The sequence below is a fragment of the Pseudoalteromonas lipolytica genome (genome assembly GCF_900116435.1).
Taxonomy (GTDB): Bacteria; Pseudomonadota; Gammaproteobacteria; order Enterobacterales; family Alteromonadaceae; genus Pseudoalteromonas; species Pseudoalteromonas lipolytica.
In genome coordinates this window covers 17,181-36,908 of record NZ_FPAZ01000005.1, presented here as the reverse complement: position 1 = coordinate 36,908, position 19,728 = coordinate 17,181, and the positions used below count along the sequence as shown (strand labels likewise).

At 44.1% G+C, this 19,728-nt stretch carries 18 protein-coding genes; 3 read left to right on the top strand and 15 right to left on the bottom strand.

The genetic code is table 11. From position 1 onward, the window contains the following. Nucleotides 1–16 precede the first annotated feature (16 nt). The 3 genes from BM378_RS06040 to yjjG are packed head-to-tail and all read left to right on the top strand — an operon-like array spanning nt 17 to nt 2,192. Nucleotides 17–916, top strand: a complete 900-nt coding sequence (locus BM378_RS06040) for a phosphoribulokinase (protein ID WP_036971173.1) — start codon at nt 17–19, stop codon at nt 914–916. A 49-nt stretch (nt 917–965) separates the two neighbouring features. Continuing rightward, on the top strand, nt 966–1,505 hold the full coding sequence (yjjX, locus tag BM378_RS06035; protein WP_074988829.1) for an inosine/xanthosine triphosphatase: 540 nt from the start codon (nt 966–968) through the stop codon (nt 1,503–1,505). Nucleotides 1,506–1,517: 12 nt separating this feature from the next. Next, nucleotides 1,518–2,192, top strand: a complete 675-nt coding sequence (gene yjjG / locus BM378_RS06030; protein ID WP_074988828.1) for a pyrimidine 5'-nucleotidase — start codon at nt 1,518–1,520, stop codon at nt 2,190–2,192. Between the two features lie 276 nt (nt 2,193–2,468). Here the strand turns inward: yjjG and lpxC are convergent, their stop codons facing one another. The 15 genes from lpxC to rsmH all read right to left on the bottom strand — a co-directional run bounded on the left by lpxC (nt 2,469) and on the right by rsmH (nt 19,711). Next, nucleotides 2,469–3,380, bottom strand: coding sequence for a UDP-3-O-acyl-N-acetylglucosamine deacetylase (lpxC, locus tag BM378_RS06025; RefSeq protein WP_036971181.1), 912 nt, complete (start codon nt 3,378–3,380; stop codon nt 2,469–2,471). A gap of 102 nt (nt 3,381–3,482) precedes the next feature. Beyond that, the gene (gene ftsZ / locus BM378_RS06020) at nt 3,483–4,733 is read right to left on the bottom strand and encodes a cell division protein FtsZ (RefSeq protein ID WP_036971183.1); all 1,251 of its coding nucleotides are present in this window, start codon (nt 4,731–4,733) and stop codon (nt 3,483–3,485) included. 21 nt (nt 4,734–4,754) lie between these two features. Beyond that, the gene (ftsA, locus tag BM378_RS06015; protein ID WP_036971185.1) at nt 4,755–5,987 is read right to left on the bottom strand and encodes a cell division protein FtsA; all 1,233 of its coding nucleotides are present in this window, start codon (nt 5,985–5,987) and stop codon (nt 4,755–4,757) included. Next, nucleotides 5,984–6,763, bottom strand: a complete 780-nt coding sequence (locus BM378_RS06010; protein ID WP_065978161.1) for a cell division protein FtsQ/DivIB — start codon at nt 6,761–6,763, stop codon at nt 5,984–5,986. Before BM378_RS06010 ends, ftsA begins: the two co-directional genes overlap by 4 nt. Before the next feature lies 1 nt (nt 6,764). After that, nucleotides 6,765–7,685: a D-alanine--D-alanine ligase gene (locus BM378_RS06005; protein ID WP_074988827.1), complete on the bottom strand. Its 921-nt coding sequence runs from the start codon at nt 7,683–7,685 to the stop codon at nt 6,765–6,767. Next, entirely contained in the window at nt 7,682–9,118 is a 1,437-nt protein-coding gene (gene murC, locus BM378_RS06000) for a UDP-N-acetylmuramate--L-alanine ligase (protein WP_206770699.1), read from the bottom strand. The genes BM378_RS06005 and murC overlap by 4 nt, the downstream gene beginning before the upstream one ends. 14 nt (nt 9,119–9,132) lie before the next feature. Then, nucleotides 9,133–10,209: an undecaprenyldiphospho-muramoylpentapeptide beta-N-acetylglucosaminyltransferase gene (gene murG / locus BM378_RS05995; protein ID WP_036971193.1), complete on the bottom strand. Its 1,077-nt coding sequence runs from the start codon at nt 10,207–10,209 to the stop codon at nt 9,133–9,135. Then, on the bottom strand, nt 10,206–11,381 hold the full coding sequence (gene ftsW / locus BM378_RS05990) for a cell division protein FtsW (protein WP_036971195.1): 1,176 nt from the start codon (nt 11,379–11,381) through the stop codon (nt 10,206–10,208). The genes murG and ftsW overlap by 4 nt, the downstream gene beginning before the upstream one ends. Continuing rightward, nucleotides 11,378–12,703: a UDP-N-acetylmuramoyl-L-alanine--D-glutamate ligase gene (murD, locus tag BM378_RS05985; protein ID WP_074988826.1), complete on the bottom strand. Its 1,326-nt coding sequence runs from the start codon at nt 12,701–12,703 to the stop codon at nt 11,378–11,380. The genes ftsW and murD overlap by 4 nt, the downstream gene beginning before the upstream one ends. Beyond that, entirely contained in the window at nt 12,704–13,786 is a 1,083-nt protein-coding gene (mraY, locus tag BM378_RS05980; protein WP_036971198.1) for a phospho-N-acetylmuramoyl-pentapeptide-transferase, read from the bottom strand. Then, nucleotides 13,780–15,168 carry a UDP-N-acetylmuramoyl-tripeptide--D-alanyl-D-alanine ligase gene (locus tag BM378_RS05975; RefSeq protein ID WP_074988825.1) on the bottom strand — a complete coding sequence of 463 codons (1,389 nt, stop codon included), beginning with the start codon at nt 15,166–15,168 and terminating at the stop codon, nt 13,780–13,782. Before BM378_RS05975 ends, mraY begins: the two co-directional genes overlap by 7 nt. Continuing rightward, the gene (murE, locus tag BM378_RS05970) at nt 15,165–16,643 is read right to left on the bottom strand and encodes a UDP-N-acetylmuramoyl-L-alanyl-D-glutamate--2,6-diaminopimelate ligase (protein ID WP_074988824.1); all 1,479 of its coding nucleotides are present in this window, start codon (nt 16,641–16,643) and stop codon (nt 15,165–15,167) included. Before murE ends, BM378_RS05975 begins: the two co-directional genes overlap by 4 nt. Continuing rightward, on the bottom strand, nt 16,636–18,453 hold the full coding sequence (locus BM378_RS05965) for a penicillin-binding transpeptidase domain-containing protein (RefSeq protein ID WP_074988823.1): 1,818 nt from the start codon (nt 18,451–18,453) through the stop codon (nt 16,636–16,638). The genes murE and BM378_RS05965 overlap by 8 nt, the downstream gene beginning before the upstream one ends. After that, a complete protein-coding gene (gene ftsL / locus BM378_RS05960; protein ID WP_036971208.1) occupies nt 18,450–18,776 on the bottom strand; it encodes a cell division protein FtsL in 327 nt (108 codons plus the stop codon). Before ftsL ends, BM378_RS05965 begins: the two co-directional genes overlap by 4 nt. After that, entirely contained in the window at nt 18,776–19,711 is a 936-nt protein-coding gene (gene rsmH / locus BM378_RS05955; RefSeq protein ID WP_036971210.1) for a 16S rRNA (cytosine(1402)-N(4))-methyltransferase RsmH, read from the bottom strand. Before rsmH ends, ftsL begins: the two co-directional genes overlap by 1 nt. Nucleotides 19,712–19,728 lie beyond the last annotated feature (17 nt).

The window sequence follows — 19,728 nt, the reverse complement described above, 5'->3', positions numbered from 1 at the left end:
AATAACGAGAACAACTATGTCAGCTAAACACCCTATCATCGCAATTACCGGCTCATCTGGCGCTGGCACCACCACCACCACCAATGCCATTAAGCATATTTTTAGAAGCTTAAATATAGATGCGGCCTTTATTGAAGGCGATAGCTTTCATCGTTATACACGACCAGAAATGGATAAAAAAGTGCGAGAAGCACAGCAAGAAGGCAAACATATCAGTTATTTTGGCCGTGAAGCGAATGACTTTGGTGCGCTTGAGCAACTGTTTTATCAATACGGCGAAACAGGCCAAGGTAAAATCAGACGTTACTTACATACCTTTGATGAAGCCGTTCCTTATAATCAGCTACCGGGGACTTTTACACCCTGGCAAGACTTAGAATCGAATACAGATATACTCTTTTATGAAGGCTTACACGGCGGTGCAGTAGACCAAGATCACGATGTTGCAAAGCATGTTGATTTATTGATTGGTATGGTGCCAATTATCAATCTTGAGTGGATCCAAAAACTAATCCGCGACACCTCAGAGCGAGGCCACACGCGTGAAGCGGTAATGGGTTCTATTATTCGTAGTATGGATGACTATATAAACCAAATCACCCCTCAGTTTTCTCGTACTCACATCAATTTCCAGCGCGTACCGACTGTAGACACTTCAAACCCATTTAGTGCAAAAGATATTCCCTCGCTTGATGAAAGCTTTGTGGTTATTCGCTTTAGAGGTATTGAAGATGTGGACTTCCCCTATTACTTACGCATGATAGAAGGCAGCTTTATGTCACGTATCAATACGCTAGTGGTGCCTGGAGGAAAAATGGGCTTAGCCATGGAGCTGGTACTAACACCACTCATTAAAGATATTATTCTAAAAAAACGTGCCCTTGAAAATTTAGCCCCCGTTGACTTGCCGATTTAAATGACTCGGGTACACTGCTGACTCAGCCTGGAATGATGGAGTAGTCAGCTTGAAAACGACATTAAATGTAATAGTGGGATCTAAAAATCCTGTAAAAGTGAATGCTGCTAAACATATTTTTAGCCTTTACTTTCCTGAGCACACCATTCAGTGCCAAGGTGTTCACGCACCGTCTGGCGTCCCCGACCAACCTTTAGGTGAAGATGAAACCCGCATAGGGGCAGAAAATCGCGTAAAATACTGCCAAGCGCATTACGAAGCCGATTTCTACACAGCAATGGAAGGTGGCGCAGAGCAATTCAGTTACGGCGCAGCAACGTTTGCATTCGTCGTTATTGCCAATAGCGAACAATTCAGTGTCGGTCGCAGCAGCAACTTACCTTTACTCCCTCCTTTCTTCAAGGCATTACTTGCGGGTAAAGAGTTGGGCGATGTGATGGATGAAGCTTTCAATAACGTCAATATCAAACAGCAAGGTGGTGCAATTGGCTTATTAACCAATCACAATGCAACACGCGAAAGCACCTATATACAAGCGCTTACATTGGCTATGGCACCGTTTTTACACCCTACACTTTATAACCAATAAACTTGGAATATCATGAAGTATACACATGTTTTATTTGATGCCGATGAAACCCTGTTTAGTTTTAACGCATTTGCAGGTCTTAAAGTAATGTTCGCCAATTACGGCGTAGACTTTACAGAGACAGATTATCATGACTATCAATTAACCAATAAACCACTATGGGTTGCCTATCAAAAGCATGAAATTACTGCCAATGAGCTACAGATAACCCGTTTTACCGAATGGGCAAACAAACTCAATGTGCCCGCTCAAACGCTTAATGATGCCTTTTTAGAAGCGATGGCATCTATTTGTGTGCCATTGCCCGGTGCCGTTGAGCTACTCAATAAGCTAAAGCCTCACGCAAGATTGGGTATCATTACCAATGGTTTTGCCAAACTTCAGCAAAAGCGCCTAGAGCATACAGGACTGCAAGACATGTTTGATTGGCTGGTGATTTCTGAGCTAGTGGGTAAAGCCAAACCCGCACCCGAGATTTTTCAACACACTTTTCAGTTAATGGATAATCCACCGAAAGAACAGATTTTAATGGTGGGTGACACCGCAGCCAGTGACATTCTCGGTGGCCATAATGTTGGCATTGATACCTGCTGGCTTCAGCACCCTGGCGTTGAGTTACCTGAAGGGATTACACCCACCTACCAAATAAATCAGTTATATGAACTGGAAGCTATTCTTGGTTTATAGCAACTCAAAATGATTAATACCATTCCGCTTAATTTAGTGATCTATTTTGAGGCAATAAAACCGCGTTGATAACAAGGCAAAAATTTAGTTATTTAGTTGTTCTAAATCAGAAATTTTTAACGCAGGTAGCGACTGGTTTAATCACTCAAAATGATTAAGTATTTTTGCGGAATGGTATAAGTATTTTTGCGGATTGGTAATACAAGTTATGCTTATCGTAAAGCAAAAAAATGACGCTTTAAAGCGTCATTTTTTATAACTGTAATATGCGTGCGATTAAGCTGTTGCTACTTCTAGGCCTGGTGCTGGCATCGTCACTGGCGTATCGAATGTTGCCCATTCCCATGCTGACTCAGTCGCCATAATTTTACGAAGTAACTTATTGTTTAAATCATGGCCTGACTTATAAGCCGTGATTTTACCTAGAATGTTATGGCCCGTCATAAACATGTCACCCACACAGTCTAAGATTTTGTGTTTAACAAACTCATCACTGTAACGTAAGCCGTTTGGATTCAATACTTTAAATTCATCCAAAACAACTGCGTTATCCATGCTACCACCTAAGGCTAGGTTGTTTGCATGCATATATTCAATGTCTTTCATAAAGCCAAAAGTACGCGCACGGCTGATTTCTTCAGTGAAGCTTTGTGCCGTAATATCTAAACCAATACGTTGGCGACTTTCATTGATAGCAGGATGATCAAATGCGATCTCGAAATCGATGTGAAAACCATCGTATGGTTCGATCTCAGCCCATTTATCACCTTCTTCAATACGTACTTTTTCTTTAATACGAATAAAACGCTTAGCTGCATTTACTTCTTTAATGCCGCCTTTTTGTAACAAGTAAATGAATGGTAATGCACTACCATCCATAATAGGCACTTCTGAGCTGTCTAATTCAACAATTAGATTATCAATACCCATTGCCGCTACCGCAGCAATTAGGTGCTCAGTCGTTGATAAGCGAACACCATCTTTGTTTGTTAAACAGGTACACAATTGCGTATCACCAACGGCTTCAGGTGTTGTTTCAAAATCAACAACCGGATCAAGGTCCACACGACGAAATACTATCCCAGTATTTGCGCTCGCAGGTCGGAGAGTAATAGTGACCTTCTCACCTTTATGAAGTCCAATTCCTATGGCTTTGACTACTTCTGCAATCGTACGCTGTTTAATCATAGGTTCGCTCACTTATAGTTACAGTTAGACGGCGGATTGTATCATAAATACATCCAGCTGCCAAATTTGTTTATTTATCGAACAAATTATCAGTAAAAAGCCTTAGTCAGCTTGCTTTCTTAAGAAAGCGGGGATGTCAAAATAATCGCCACCCTCTGATTTATCAGACTTTTTATTGCTCTCAGCTGTCTTTGACGAGACAGAGCTGCTTGTTGTGCTTTGCTTTACAGGCTCTTGCTTTTCAGATGTTGCTGACATGCTCACATCATCACTGCTGCCTTGACTTGCAAAGCTTGGTACATACATGCTGCTAGTCGTTTGGTTCATTGAGCTTTGTACATCAGAGCCTGATGCTTTCTTAAAGCCATTATCAACGATGCCAAACTGTGGACGACGATCGCCCCCTAAACCTGTTGCAACAACAGTTACACGTAACTCGTCGCTCATTTCTGGGTCAATTACCGCACCAACAACCACGGTTGCATTTTCAGACGCTAATGCTTTAACGTGGTTACCCACAATTTCAAATTCTTCAATCGCAATATCCATGCCCGCAGTGATATTAACAAGAATGCCTTTAGCACCTGTTAAATCAACATCTTCAAGTAATGGACTTGAAATAGCGGCTTCTGCTGCTTCTTGTGCACGGTCTGGGCCAGATGCTGACGCTGTGCCCATCATCGCAGTTCCCATCGCTGACATTACAGTACGTACGTCGGCGAAATCCACGTTGATTAGACCTGAGCGTGTGATTAATTCTGCAATGCCTTGAACAGCACCAAATAACACGTCATTTGCTTTTGCGAAGGCATCTAATAGTGTAGTCCCTTTGCCTAAAACTTTAAGCAATTTATTGTTCGGAATTGTAATAAGAGAGTCTACAATTTCTGACAATTCATTAATGCCTTGTTCAGCCGCTGCAGCACGCTTTTTACCTTCAAAATCAAACGGACGAGTAACCACTGCAACCGTTAAGATCCCTAACTCTTTTGCAATTTTTGCAACCACAGGCGCAGCCCCCGTACCTGTACCGCCACCCATACCGGCTGCGATAAAGACCATGTCAGCGCCTTCAAGGCTAGCACGGATAGTTTCAGCGTCTTCTTCTGCTGAATTACGGCCTACTTCAGGGTTTGCACCCGCACCTAAACCAGAGGTGATCTGTGTACCTAGTTGCACGGTTACATCGGCAGATGAATTACGTAATGCTTGTGCATCCGTATTTGCCGCAATAAAACGTACACCTTCAATTTGTTGTTTTACCATGTGTTCAACAGCGTTACCGCCGCCGCCGCCCACACCAATTACTTTAATGACAGCTTCTTCGCTGTGCTGTTCCATCATATCAAACATCTTTACTCTCCGACTTGAGCTTTAAAACTCACCTTGGAACCACTTCGTAATACGGTTCCACCAATTATTATCACCTTCAGCTTTCGATTTTTGTGCATTCATCGATTGCATAGTACGGCCGTATTGTAACAAACCAACCGCGGTCGCGTACGAAGGATCATCCACATAATCTGTCAAACCAACAATCCCGATTGGTTTGCCAATTCTGACTGGCATTTGGAAAATGTCTTCTGCCACTTCCATTGCCCCTGTCATTTTTGCTGTTCCGCCAGTGATGACGAGACCCGCAGCAATTTGGTCTTCTAAACCTGAGCGGCGTATTTCTTCCATAGCCAGCTCAAATAATTCTCTAAAACGCGGCTCAACAACCTCAGATAAGGTATGACGAGACATAATACGCGCAGGTCGCCCACCCACACTTGGCACTTCAATCGTGTCTTCGTTGCTCGCCATTTGGCTGCTTGCACAGGCATATTGTACTTTGAGTGACTCTGCATGTGATATAGGTGTTCTGAATATTTTTGCAATATCACCCGTTACTTGATTACCTGCAACAGGAATAACGGCTGAGTGACGAAGCGCACCATTAATATAAATGGTGATATCCATTGTACCGCCACCAATATCCAGCACCGCTACCCCTAACTCTTTTTCATCATCCGTCAGTACGGAATAACATGACGCTAATGCAGTAAAGATAAGTTGGTCCACTTCAAGACCACATCGCTCTACACATTTTTCAATATTTTTTGCCATGTCGTTTGAGCAAGTAATAATGTGGGCTCGCGCTTCCATTCTCACGCCACTCATACCCAATGGGTTTTTAATGCCTTCTTGCATATCAATGCTGTATTCTTGCGGTAATGCATGCAGCATTTTGCGCTCTGCCGAAATTGGCACTGAACGCGCAATATGAATCACATTTTCAATGTCTTCATCTGTCACCTCGGTGTTGTTAATAGCAACCACACCGCTTTCATTCTGACACTGAATATGCTTACCAGAAATACCTAAGTACACTGAACTAATGCGGCAATCGGCCATCAGTTCTGCTTCGTCAATAGCACGACGAATCGATTCAGAAACAAGGTTAAGGTCGTTTACGCCGCCTTTATCCATACCATGCGATACCTGGCTGCCTACCCCCACAATACTGAGCTTATTATCTGCGGTGATTTCACCAACGGTGGCCACTACTTTTGAGGTGCCAACGTCTAATCCAATCACTAGGTTTCTTTCTGCTGACTTAGTCATGCCTTACTCTTATTTTCTAATTGTTCTTCTTGAAGTGGCTTCCAGCTCACTGCAAGACCGGTATCGTACCGTAAATCAACAACATCAATTTGTGCATCTGCACGTTGTTCCATGCGCGGATAAACGTCAATAAAACGTTGTACACGCTTCGCTTTTTCTTTGCGGCCTAAATTCAGGCGTATGCCGTTATCAAGCCATAACTGCCACGAAAAACGCTCAGAGAGCGCTAAACTTGTCAGCTCTAAATCATTCACCCTTAGCATTGCTTGAAACTGACGAAAAGCCGTCCAAGCTTCTATTTCACTGCCTTCAGGGCCATATAGCTGCGGTAGCGTATCAGGTAATTTATCACTACTTGCTTGGAACACTTCCCCTGATTGATTCAAGAGTAAATCACTGTTCCAATGGGCTACCGCTTGGTGCTCAACCACATACACTTGTAAGGTGTCTGGCCACTGTTTTCTTACCGATGCCGTTGCGACCCATGGCAGACTTTGTACCAAGCGTTGCACATGTTTGACATCCAATTCAAAAAAACTCGATAAGTCGGCTTTTTTTATCGCACTAATAATTGCTTTTTCATCAGTGTATTGAGGCTGTCCAAGCACTGATAAATGCTTAATTTGCGCATCTTTGTTTTCAACCAACCAATCAGACACCCCTGTGGTAATCTTTACTAAAGAAAAAATGACCACCAGAAAAAAGCTCACACCAAAAATCAGCGACCAATTAAGTTGCTGTTTTAACTGTTGCGCTTTCTTCAAAAAAGGATGCATATTAAAGTGTTTGCTCCAGAATGCGAACAACTAATTGTTCAAAACTTGCACCATTGGCTTTAGCCGCCATTGGCACCAACGACTTTTCGGTCATGCCTGGGACTGTATTCACTTCTAATAAGTAAAAATTCCCCTGTTCATCACGCATTGCATCAACACGCCCCCAGCCACTCGCGCCAACCAAATCAAAGGCTTTAAGAGCCATATCTTGCAATAATTGTGTTTCTTGCTGAGATAAATCTGCAGGGCAATGGTACTGCGTGGTATTTGATTGATACTTAGCCTGATAGTCGTAAAAACCATTCGGTGTTGTCATTTCAATAACAGGCTGAACATCTTGACCTAAAACAGCAACGGTAAATTCACGACCCGTAATCCATTGCTCTACGAGTACTTGGCTGTCAAATTTAAAGGCCGCATTTAAAGCGGCATCTAACTGCTCAGCCGTATGCGCTTCAGCCATACCAATGCTTGACCCTTCATGTGATGGCTTAACCATCACCTTACCAAATTCATTTATGATTGCTTGGCTATCAAACTCATGGCGGCTATCAACAACGGTGTAAGGTGCTGTGCTTAAACCCATTGCTTTAAATAAATGCTTACAACGCACTTTATCCATAGCCAATGCAGAGCCCAATACATCACTGCCAGTATAAGGAAGTCCCATAAATTCAAGCGCACCTTGAATCGTACCATCTTCACCGCCTCGGCCATGAAGTGCGATAAATACTCGTTCAATATTGCGCTCTTTTAATTGCCAAAGAGGCTGTTCTTTAGGATCAAATGCGATGGCATCAACGCCAACACTCTGCAATGCGTTCAATACGGCTTGGCCCGATTTAAGCGAGACTTCTCGTTCAGCTGATGTACCGCCAAAAAGAACTGCTACTTTGCCAAATTTGTCGCTTGTCTGGCTCATACATTTACCTGCTTAAGTTGTTCAATAGACAAGTTGCTTGCTGCTAACTTTTTCACTAATTGGCCTATGTTACCAGCGCCTTGCGTTAAAACTAAATCATTATCTTGCATTACATCAGCAAGCACACCTGCAAGCTCTGCACTGCTTGCTACATGCAATGGCTCTTTGCCGCGTTGGCGTAAACTACGACATAAACTCTTACTGTCAGCACCGACTATGGGCTCTTCACCTGCAGCATAAACATCAAGCAGTAATAACTGATCGACATCGGCAAGTACTTTAACGAAATCTTCGTATAAATCTCGAGTACGGCTATAACGATGCGGTTGGTATACCATGACTAACCGTTTATCTGGCCAGCCTTCACGTACAGCAGCAATGGTTGCGGCCACTTCAGATGGGTGATGCCCATAATCATCGACTAACATCACATTACCGCGTTCATTTTCAAATGTGCCGTAATGTTGAAAACGACGGCCTACACCTTCAAATTTTACCAGCGCTTCTAAAATTGCATTATTTGCAATATTTTGATCTTTTGCCACCGCAATCGCAGCGGTTGCATTTAATGCATTGTGCTTGCCTGGCATATTCAAGCTAACAGCTAAGCTTTCACCGTGTTTATTCACTACATTGAATGAACAGGTATTGGCTGTCTGGCTAAAATCAACCATGCGGTAATCAGCATCGGCCGATTCACCGTAGGTGATCACTGGGCGACCAAAACGAGGAATAAGCTCTGCAGCCACCTCAGAATCTATGCAAACAACCGCTAAACCGTAAAATGGCAAGTTATGAATAAAGTCGACATAGGTGTCTTTCATTTTCTCAAAACTGCCACCATAGGTATCCATATGATCTTCTTCGATATTTGTGATCACCGACACCATCGGCTGTAAGTGTAAAAACGACGCATCACTCTCATCGGCTTCGGCAATTAAAAAATCACTTTTCCCAACCTTTGCATTACTACCCGCACTGTTTAGCAAGCCGCCAATAATAAAAGTGGGATCAAGCCCTGCTTGTGCATAAATGCTCGCAATTAAACTTGTCGTCGTGGTTTTACCATGTGTTCCAGCCACGGCAATGCCATGACGAAAGCGCATTAATTCTGCAAGCATCTCTGCACGGCGAACAATCGGAATACGCGCCGCTTTTGCTGCTTTAATTTCTGGGTTTTGATCGTTAATCGCACTTGATACCACGACCACGCTGGCATCTTTGACATTATTTTCATCATGCCCGATAAACACTTCTGCGCCGACATGAATCAAGCGTTCTGTCATGGCACTGTGTGCGATATCTGAGCCGGTAATACGGTAGCCTTCAAAAGCAAGTACTTCGGCAATGCCACCCATCCCTGCGCCACCAATACCAATAAAGTGGATGGTGTCAATTCGACGCATCGCAGGACGAGTGCTGTTTTCTTTCATCGTGCTTTCTTTCACTACTTATCTCTTCTATTTGCTAGCTGCTCACAGCACTTCGCAACATTGGCTGTGGCATCTAAAATGGCAAGCTGTTTCGCTTTACTTGCCATAGTTGAAATTTTTTCTGGTGCGTTTAAGTAAGGTGATAACACATTCACAACCGCATCTTTTGTAAACTCACTTTGCGGCATCAGCAAAGCGGCTTGCGCGGCGACTAAATACCCTGCATTAGCCGTTTGATGGTCATCCACTGCATGTGGAAACGGCACAAATAGAGCCATTCGACCCGCCGCAGCGATTTCACTTACTGTCAATGCACCAGCACGGCAAATTACCAAATCGGCCCATTGATAAGCGCTATCCATATCATCAATAAATTCAGTCACTTTGCTAAAATCAGCTAACCCTAACTGTTGATAGCTCGCGGTGACATTAGGTTCATTATTTTTACCCGTTTGGTGCCATATATTAAGCGTTGTTTGCGCTGAAAGCTCACTGAATACAGCCGGTAAAGTCTGATTCAATACTTGCGCCCCCAGCGAACCACCAACCACTAGCACATTAATCGGCGTTTGCGTTTGCTTAGCCGTTACCGTCGCAACACTAGCGCGCACTGGGTTACCAACGATTTCACACTGCCCTTTAGCAAAAGCCGAAGGAAAAGCAGCCAAAACCTTATTCGCACACTTTGCTAACCAACGGTTACTCATACCTGCCACTGCATTCTGTTCATGAATAACCAGAGGGATCCCTAAGCTTTTTGCGGCAATTCCTGTTGGGCCTGTCACATAGCCGCCCATGGCGAGTACGACATCAGGCTTTTGCGCTTTTAAAATTTTACGCGCCTGCAAAATGGCATTTATCACCATAAAAGGGGCTTTAATCAAGCGCTTTATACCGTTACCGCGCACACCTTTTACGTTAATAAAGTCAATTTCAATATTGTGTTTGGGCACAACATTGGCTTCCATTCTATCGGGTGTTCCAATCCAGCTTACTTGCCAACCTTGCTGCTTTAAAAAATCTGCAACCGCAATACCAGGGAAAATATGCCCACCGGTGCCACCAGCAACTACAAGTAATTTTTTACTCATCGTTTGCCTCCGCGTGAGGTAGCTTGCTTTGTCGCCATTTTGGTTTCAAAATCAATTCGCAAAAGTACACCTGTTGCGATGGTCATAATTAATAAACTAGAACCACCGTACGAAATAAACGGCAAGGTTAAGCCTTTGGTCGGTAAGATCCCCGCACTTGCGCCGACATTTACCATGGTTTGAAAGGCAAACCAAATACCAATCGCAAAGGCAAAATAACCTTCATACTCTTTACCGCACTTCAACGCTTTTTGACCAATAAGCAAGGCTCTAAAAACAAATATTGCAAGCACCACTAAAATACTTAACACCCCAAAAAACCCTAGCTCTTCACCTATAACAGCGAAGATAAAGTCATTGTGTGCTTCGGGAAGGTACTGTAGCTTTTGCACACTATTACCTAAGCCTTGACCAAACCAGCCACCTTGACTGTATGCCATTAGCGACTGTACTAATTGGTAACCTTTTCCGAACGGGTCTTCCCAAGGTTCAAGAAAGCCTGTAACACGTGCCATACGGTAAGGTTCAGCAATAATCAGCACGACTACCGCAGCAATCCCCGTTAATATAAGACCAAAGAATTGCCATAGTTTTGCACCCGCAAGAAAGAGCAAGCCCACCGTCGTAACAAACAGAACCACTACGGTGCCTAAGTCAGGCTGCATCAATATCAATAAAGCATACACACCAAACACGGCTAACGGCTTAAAGAAGCCTTTCAGGTTTTCTTGCACTTCTGCGCGCTTACGCACTAAGTAGCCAGCAATATAACTAAAAAAATACAGCTTAGCGGCTTCTGCTACCTGAAAACCAATGGGTCCTACTGGTATCCAGCGCTTTGCACCATTGACCTCACGACCAACTATCAATACCAGTACCAGTAAAGCTAAGCCCAGCAAGAGTAAATAAGGGTTACTGCGTTTCCACCAATCCATTGGGACATTGGTGGCTATCCAGAATAAGAAAAAGCCCATAATTAAGAACATGCTATGGCGAATAATGATGTGATAAGGATTATCAAATAAACGCTCAGCAGTAGGCATCGATGCACTGGTCACCATCACAAAGCCAACCCCAATCAACATCAACATGCAATACATCAACGGCACATCATAAAGTTGTGCAGATTGTTTAGGTGTAAGCGCGTCACGAATATCAGCAAATGCAATCATACTGCCTCCGCCAATACGCACTGGGTAAAGTCATCCCCACGCTGCATATAGTTGTTATACATATCTATGCTGGCACAAGCGGGGGCAAGCAATACGATATCGCCCTGATCACTCAGCTGTTTTGCAAGTAGCACTGCTTCATGCATGTTGCTAGTAAGGTGGCCTTTATCTGAAAGCGCCACTAATGCTTTTGCATCTTTACCAAAGCAGACCAAGGCTTTTACTTTGTCGTTCAAATACGGTTTTAGGGCATCTAAATCAGCCCCCTTCGCATCGCCACCGGCAATGACAACTAATTGCTTAGCTTGATCAGCTAGGCTTTCAATTGCGGCGATAGTCGCGCCAACATTCGTTGCTTTTGAGTCATTAAAATACTTTACACCACTAATTTCAGCGACAAACTGACACCGGTGCGCAAGTCCAGTAAAGGCACTAAATGCTTGCTGATAGTGCTCGGCTGTGATTTCAAATGGGCTTAATAACGCCATCACTGCCAATGCATTTTGTTGATTATGCGTGCCCACAACATTTAAGCTGCTTACAGGTAACAGAGGCTTACCTTGTGCTGCAAAATATTGTTCACCCTGTTGATCAACTAAAGAGTAATCGGCATTACGAAGTGCAAAGCTTAACTGCGGCTGCTTTGCAGTGTGTGTTGCCGCATCAATGGCATTCACAACACAAAGCGCTGCGCCATTATAGATACGTTGCTTCGAGTCGATATAAGCTTGATAGCTTGGGTAGCGATCTAAATGATCTTCACTGACATTGAGTACACACGCACTGTGTGCTTTTAAGCTCTGGGTGGTATCAAGCTGAAAACTGGATAACTCAAGCACAAAAACATCGTAGTCATGCGCGAATAAATCAAGTACAGCTGTGCCTATATTACCGCCAAGGCCCACTTTATAACCCGCAGCTTTGAGTACCTCAAATGCCAGCGTCACCACGGTTGATTTTCCGTTTGACCCCGTCACTGCCACAATAGGCTTATCTGTTAAGCGCGCGAAGAGCTCAACATCACCAATCACTTCCACCCCCGCAGCCATTGCTTTTGCGACTGCTGGCGTTGTTAAACTAAGCCCAGGGCTGATAATAATGATGTCGGTATTGCTAAGCGCTGCATTATCTAAATCACCAAAGTGGGTAACCAGCTCACTCGCATGCTCAGCTAGCCAATCAGCACCTGGCGGCTGCTCTCGGCTATCCACAACCTTTGGCTGAATATTCTGAGACAATAAAAAACGCACAATGCCCAGACCGGTTACACCGAGTCCGAGCACTGTTATGTGTTTATTTTTAATCTCGTTAATTACTGTCATTTACCTGATCTTCAATGTCGCAAGGCCCGCAAGCACGAGCACAATCGAAATAATCCAAAAGCGCACAATCACACGTGGTTCTGGCCATCCCTTTAACTCATAATGGTGATGAATAGGCGCCATTCTAAAAATGCGCTGCCCACGTAACTTATATGAACCGACTTGTAAAATTACCGATAAAGCTTCCATCACAAACACACCGCCCATAATAATGAGCACTAATTCTTGGCGAACTAATACCGCAATAATGCCCAGTGCGCCGCCAAGCGCAAGCGAGCCCACATCGCCCATAAATACTTGTGCTGGGTATGTGTTAAACCATAAGAAACCAAGCCCTGCACCCACAATCGCGGTGCACACCACAACCAGTTCGCTTGCCAGCGGTAAATGAGGAATATGTAAGTAGCTAGAGAAATTCACGTTACCCGTTAAATAAGCAATAATGGCCAGAGCCGACGCGACTAAAATAGTCGGAACGATTGCTAAACCGTCAAGCCCATCCGTTAGGTTTACCGCGTTAGATGTGCCGACAATAACAAAGTAAGTCATGACGATATAAAACAAGCCAAGTTGTGGCAGTACATCTTTAAAAAACGGCACTACTAACGATGTTTCAGTGCCTTGCTGCGCAGTAAAATAAAGTGCGCTTGCCACAACTAAGGCGATCACTGACTGCCAAAAGTACTTCCACTTAGCGATGAGACCTTTGGGGTCTTTACGAATTACTTTACGGTAGTCATCAATAAAGCCCACTACGCCTAATGATCCCACAACAAATAACGTTGCCCACACATATTTATTTGATAAATCAGCCCACAACAGCGTACTGGTAAAAATCGCACCAAGAATCAAAATTCCGCCCATAGTAGGCGTGCCTTTTTTAGACAGATGAGATTCCGGACCATCATGGCGAACCACTTGACCAATCTGCATTTTTTGTAAACCGCGAATAAGCTTAGGGCCATAATAAAGTGAAATAAGTAAGGCGGTTAAAATACCTAAAATCGCTCGCAGCGTCAGGTATGAAAACACATTAAAGCCGCTGTAATACTGTGTTAAATACTCTGCCAACCACACTAACATGACGTTACCCCATTGTTGCCATCTTGCTGGCTGTTAACTAAATCTGCTACCACAAGTTCCATACGAGAACTTCGCGATCCTTTCACTACAATGGTGGTCTTTTGCTGAGATTCAGCGAGCACACTTTGTAATTGTTGTAATAATTGCTCACGGCTTGAGAAATGACGATTTGGCTTTTCAAAAACATCACTGGCCGACTTACTCAATACGCCAAGGCTGTAAAGTTCATCAATGCCCTTTTGCTGAGCATACTCACCCACTTGTTGGTGATAAAAACGTGCTTCTTCACCAAGTTCGCCCATATCACCCAAGGCGAAAATACGGCGTCCGGGCATATCGCTCAATAAATCAATGGCTGCTTTAACTGACTGCACATTTGCGTTGTAAGTATCATCAATTACCGTTAGCTTATCTGATACTTTCAGTACGTTAACACGTCCCTTTACTTCGCCCATGGATGCAAGCGCAGTTGCAATACTGTCTAAACTCACACCTAATTCAGTGGTTAACGCGGTAGCGATAAGCGCATTAGCAATATTGTGCTTACCAGGCAAAGCAAGCGTTACAGGGACTTTGTGCTCTGTTGTACACAGCATAAATGAAGCGCGCGCTTGTTCATCAAGCACTATATCTTCAGCCCAATAATCTAACTGTTGTGTGGTAGAAAAACGCTTTACTGTTCGGTGAGTCAGTTTATCTAACCAATAATCAGCAAAGTCGCTATCACAATTAACAATGGCAACCCCATCCGGTTTTAAGCCATCGTAAATTTCACCCTTCGCTGTCGCTACGCCTTGTAACGAGCCAAAACCTTCTAAGTGCGACGCGGCAACATTACACACAACAGCCACATCTGGTTTTGTCATGGCAACAGTGTAAGCAATCTCACCAATATGATTAGCACCCAATTCAATCACGGCATATTCATGCTGAGGCTCAAGGCACAACAATGTTAGCGGCACACCAATATCGTTATTAAAGTTGCCTTTAGTCGAGAGCACTTCACCGTGGCCTGACAGAATTGCTGCACACATTTCTTTTACGGTCGTTTTACCAACACTGCCTGTTATTGCGATGGTTTTTGGTGAGACTTCTGCCATCACCGCCGCCCCAATATGACCCAGCGCAATGCGAGTATCTGCGACAACAAACTGCACAATATCAACGTTAACAGGGCGCGCAACAATGGCTGCAATCGCCCCTTTTTCTTTTGCTTGCGCTACAAATTTATGGCCATCAAAGTTAGGCCCTTGTAATGCTAAAAATACTTCACCCTCGCACAGTGTGCGTGTGTCGGTATTTATATTTTTCACTTTGTGATTACCACCGTGGTAATCGGTTGCTAGAACCTGTGCTAGCCAATCAAAATCCATCGGGATCATAACTGCGCCCCTTGCGATTTTTCTTTTAGTTGTTGTTGTACATATTGGCGGTCGCAGAAGTCGATACGCTGATCGCCAATAATTTGATAGTCTTCATGGCCTTTGCCTGCAATAAGAATCACATCATCGGCATTTGCTTGCTCTATTGCATAACTAATTGCACGAGCACGGTCTGCTTCGCAGTGCGCGCGCTCTGGGTGCTCAAGTCCTGCGACCACGTCAGCAATAATTGCATTTGGGTCTTCACTGCGTGGGTTATCGCTGGTGACGATAATACGATCAGCATTACCTTCAGCCGCTTTTGCCATCATTGGACGCTTGCCTTTATCGCGGTCACCGCCACAACCAAACACACAGCTCACGCCCCCGGGGACATGCTTTTGTAAAGCCTGCAATGCCAGTGCAAGTGCATCTGGTGTATGTGCATAGTCAACAATACAAGTTGGTTGACCCGGTGCGCTAAACGCTTGCATGCGCCCAGCAACCGGTTGCAATGATTTACATGCGTCTACTAACTGTGAAAGCGGGTAACCCATACCTAATAGCGTGGCCATTGCTGCTGCTAGGTTATAGAGGTTAAATTCACCAAATAATGCAGATTGCACCTCAGCGTGACCCCAGCTTGTTTCGAACGTTGCCGAAATACCGGTGTTGCTATAAACGACATCGCTAAAATAAACATAGCGTGCGCCTTTCGGTGCTAAATTTTTATGGCCATAACAAATTAGGTTATTGAAGTCGTACTTTTCTAACCACTGTTCGACTTGTGCATCGTCTTGATTAAGCACAACAGTTTCTGGATTATGATCACGCAGCAACATCAATTTGGCATCGCCATACGCATCCATTGTGCCATGATAATCTAAGTGATCACGCGACAAATTGGTAAAAACGGCGGCTTTAAACTGACAATGATCAACGCGCTGTTGCACCAGACCATGCGATGAAACTTCCATTGCAACCACATTCATGTGTTGATCACGTAGTTCAGATAAAATACGTTGTAAATCAACAGTTGATGGAGTGGTATTGGCTAAGGGTGTTAGCTGTTCAGGGTGACCATAACCCAGCGTACCAATAACCGCTACAGATTTATGACATTGCTGCGCTAAATGCGCGATCATTGCCGTCGTTGTTGATTTGCCATTGGTGCCTGTTACGCCCACTAAATCTAACTCAGCAGAGGGCTGTTGGTAGAATGCAGCAGCGAGTGCTGGCAGCTTTTTAGCTAAGTCAGACACTAAGTAAAGTGGTTCGAAATGACTTTCAAACTCACATAAGCGATCAGCAATCACAGCAACCGCACCATTTTCAATGGCTTTCTTTATAAACTGGCCGCCATCAAGCTGATGGCCTTTAATTGCCACAAATACATCACCGGGATGAACATCGCGACTATCTAGACGCAGTTGATTGACTAATAAAGAATTAGCCTCCACGTCAATATGATTAAGAATGGGTTTTAAATCACGCATCGTTATCTTTGCCTTCCACGTACGCAACCGCATCTTTGTCCGGTGCGACGTTTAAAATTCTTAAGGCATTGGAGACAATCTCTGCAAATGCAGGACCTGCCGTCGCTCCGCCATAATAAACATCTCCACCCGGTTCATTTATCATTACCACAACAGCTAAACGAGGATTGCTGGCTGGCGCTATACCTGCAAAATAACCGACATATTCGTCACCATAACCACCCACAGCGGCCTTTTTAGAGGTCCCTGTTTTACCCGCTGCACGGTAGCCATCTACGTGAACTTTTTGTGCCGTACCGCCTTTTTCAAATACACTTTCCATCATGTGAACAACGGCTTCAACATCCTTTTGTTGAAAAACACGCTCGCCTTCAGGAATTGAATCTTGCTTCAGCACAGTCAAAGGACGCATAACGCCACCCGACCCTAACATGGCATAAAAACGCGCCATTTGTGCCGTGCTTACCGCTAAGTTATAACCAAACGATAAAGCGGCAATTTCGTGATCAGACCAACGACGGTGTGGATAAAATAAGCCACTGCTTTCACCGACCATTCCGGTGCCGCTGTCACTGCCAAAGCCAACTTTTTCATAAAGGCCCACAAAATAGTCTTTCGGTACGGTTTGGCTGACCTTCGTCACACCCATATTACTTGAGTACTTTAAGATTTCTCTTAAGCTCATTTCGCCGTGATTACGCGTGTCTTGTACTAAACTGCCGCCAACGCGCATCCAGCCAGGGTAAGTATCAATAATTTCATCCGGTTGGATTGAGCCGTAGTCTAAACCAGCCAAAATGGCTAGTGGCTTAACAGTCGAACCCGGTTCAAACAAATCGGTAATAGCACGATTACGACGCTTGTGTGGTGCTGCATCTGTTAAATTATTAGGGTTGAATGAAGGGCTATTAACCATTGCCAGTACTTCACCGGTTTTTACATCTACGACCATAGCCGAGCCCGATGTTGCTTTGTAAGATAATACGGCTGACTTCACCGCTTTATAAGCAATGGCTTGAATACGTTGGTCAATACTTAAATGGATATTCTCTGGTTCTACACGCTCACGCTCATCAAGTACTTCAACCTCGCGGCCTTGGGCATCTTTACGAATAGTACGCTGGCCTTCAACACCCGTTAATTGCTGCTCGTATAACTTTTCAATTCCTTCGATACCATTTCCATCTATATTGGTAAAACCAATCACGTGCGCAGTCACTTCGCCAGCAGGATAATAACGTTTTGATTCGTCGAGTAAATGAATACCAGGCAAACGTAAATCACCAATATAATTAGCAACCGCAGGCGTTACCTGACGCTTTAAATATACAAATCGGCGTTTCGGATTATCGCGCAGGCGCGCATTGATTTTAGTTGGCTCAATACGCAGTACATCCGCCAGCTCACGCCAACGAATATCATTGCTGTAATAAGCGGCAATGCGTCTATTTAATTCTGCGGTGTTCTCTGCCAGTGCATTTTGATCTTCACCATTTTTACGCGCTTGGCGAAGCACTTTGCTGACCAACGATTTATGCAAGGCTTTGGGGTCTGCATACACACTAACCACAGGCACACTTACCGCCAGCTCTTTGCCATTGCGATCAAAGATCATACCGCGTTGTACATGTTGTTTTTCAACACGTACTGTGCGTTTATCACTTTCTGAACGCGCTTTGTCTGGTTCAATTACTTGCAAAAATGCGGCACGCGCTACCAGCGTCATAAAGACTAAAAATACAACCGAGCACACCAGCATAAAGCGCCATGTGATCAAGGTATTAGTTGGCTTTTTCCTTCTGCTTATCATTGCAGTATTACCACCTTTTCGTCTTGGCTGGTTGGCCGTTTCATTTCTAATTGCATGGTTGCAACTTCTTCGATACGTGCATGCTGTGAATAAAACTCTTCTTCTACCAACAAGTAGCGCCATTCAAGGTCTAGTTCATCACGCTCTTGCAATAACTTATCTTGTTCTATTAACTGTTGACGAGCTAAGTGAGTTACCTGCACGACACTCAAGCTCGATGCGAGAATCACAACCAACAAGGCCAAGGTCAGCTTATTAGCTCCTAGGCCTTTGAAAATCTCTAAAAATAAATTTGGTTGGCGATGTGTCGCTTTTGCTTTCATTACAACCTCTGTGCAACCCTTAGCACCGAGCTGCGCGAACGAGGATTTAATTCAATTTCTTCCTTGCTCGGCTTAATGGCTTTACCCACTGCTTTTAACGTCAGGTTTTTATTTATTTGTGCATCTGTTAAAGGCAGACCTCTGGGTATCGCCTCTCCCTTACTCTGTTTCTTAATAAACTGCTTAACAATACGATCTTCGAGTGAGTGGAACGAAATAACCACCAGCCGTCCACCCGGCTTTAATACTTCAACAGCAGCTTGAAGCGCCGTTTGAATTTCTTCGAGCTCACTGTTGATATAAATTCGAATCGCCTGAAAGGTGCGTGTTGCAGGGTGCTTATGTTTATCTTTTACTGGCACGGCTTGATCAACTAAATCAGCCAATTGTTTGGTACTCGTAATCGGTGTGTGCTCGCGAGTTTCAATAATTTTATGAGCAATACGACGACCAAATTTTTCTTCACCAAAGGTTTTGATCACATGGGTAATGTCTTCAAGTTCCGCTTCGGCTAACCACTGTGCAGCACTGCGACCACTGGTTGGGTCCATGCGCATATCAAGCGGGCCATCTTTCATGAAACTAAAACCGCGTTCTGCATCGTCTAGTTGAGGTGATGACACACCAATGTCTAATAAAATGCCATCGACTTTACCAATTAAGTCATTGTCTTCCGCCACCGTTTTTAAATTAGAAAAACGGGTATGAGCAATTGAAAAACGGGCATCATCAGCAAATTTTTCGGCAGCTTTAATAGCTTGCGGATCTTGGTCGATTGCTTGTAAGCGACCGTGATCATTTAGACGCGCTAAAATTTGTCCTGAGTGTCCACCGCGACCAAATGTGCCATCCATGTAAATACCTTCGGGCTTTATGTCCAAAGCATTTATGGTTTCTTCCATCAGTACAGAGACATGTTCAAATTGCGCTGTCATTAGCTATTTTTTGCCTT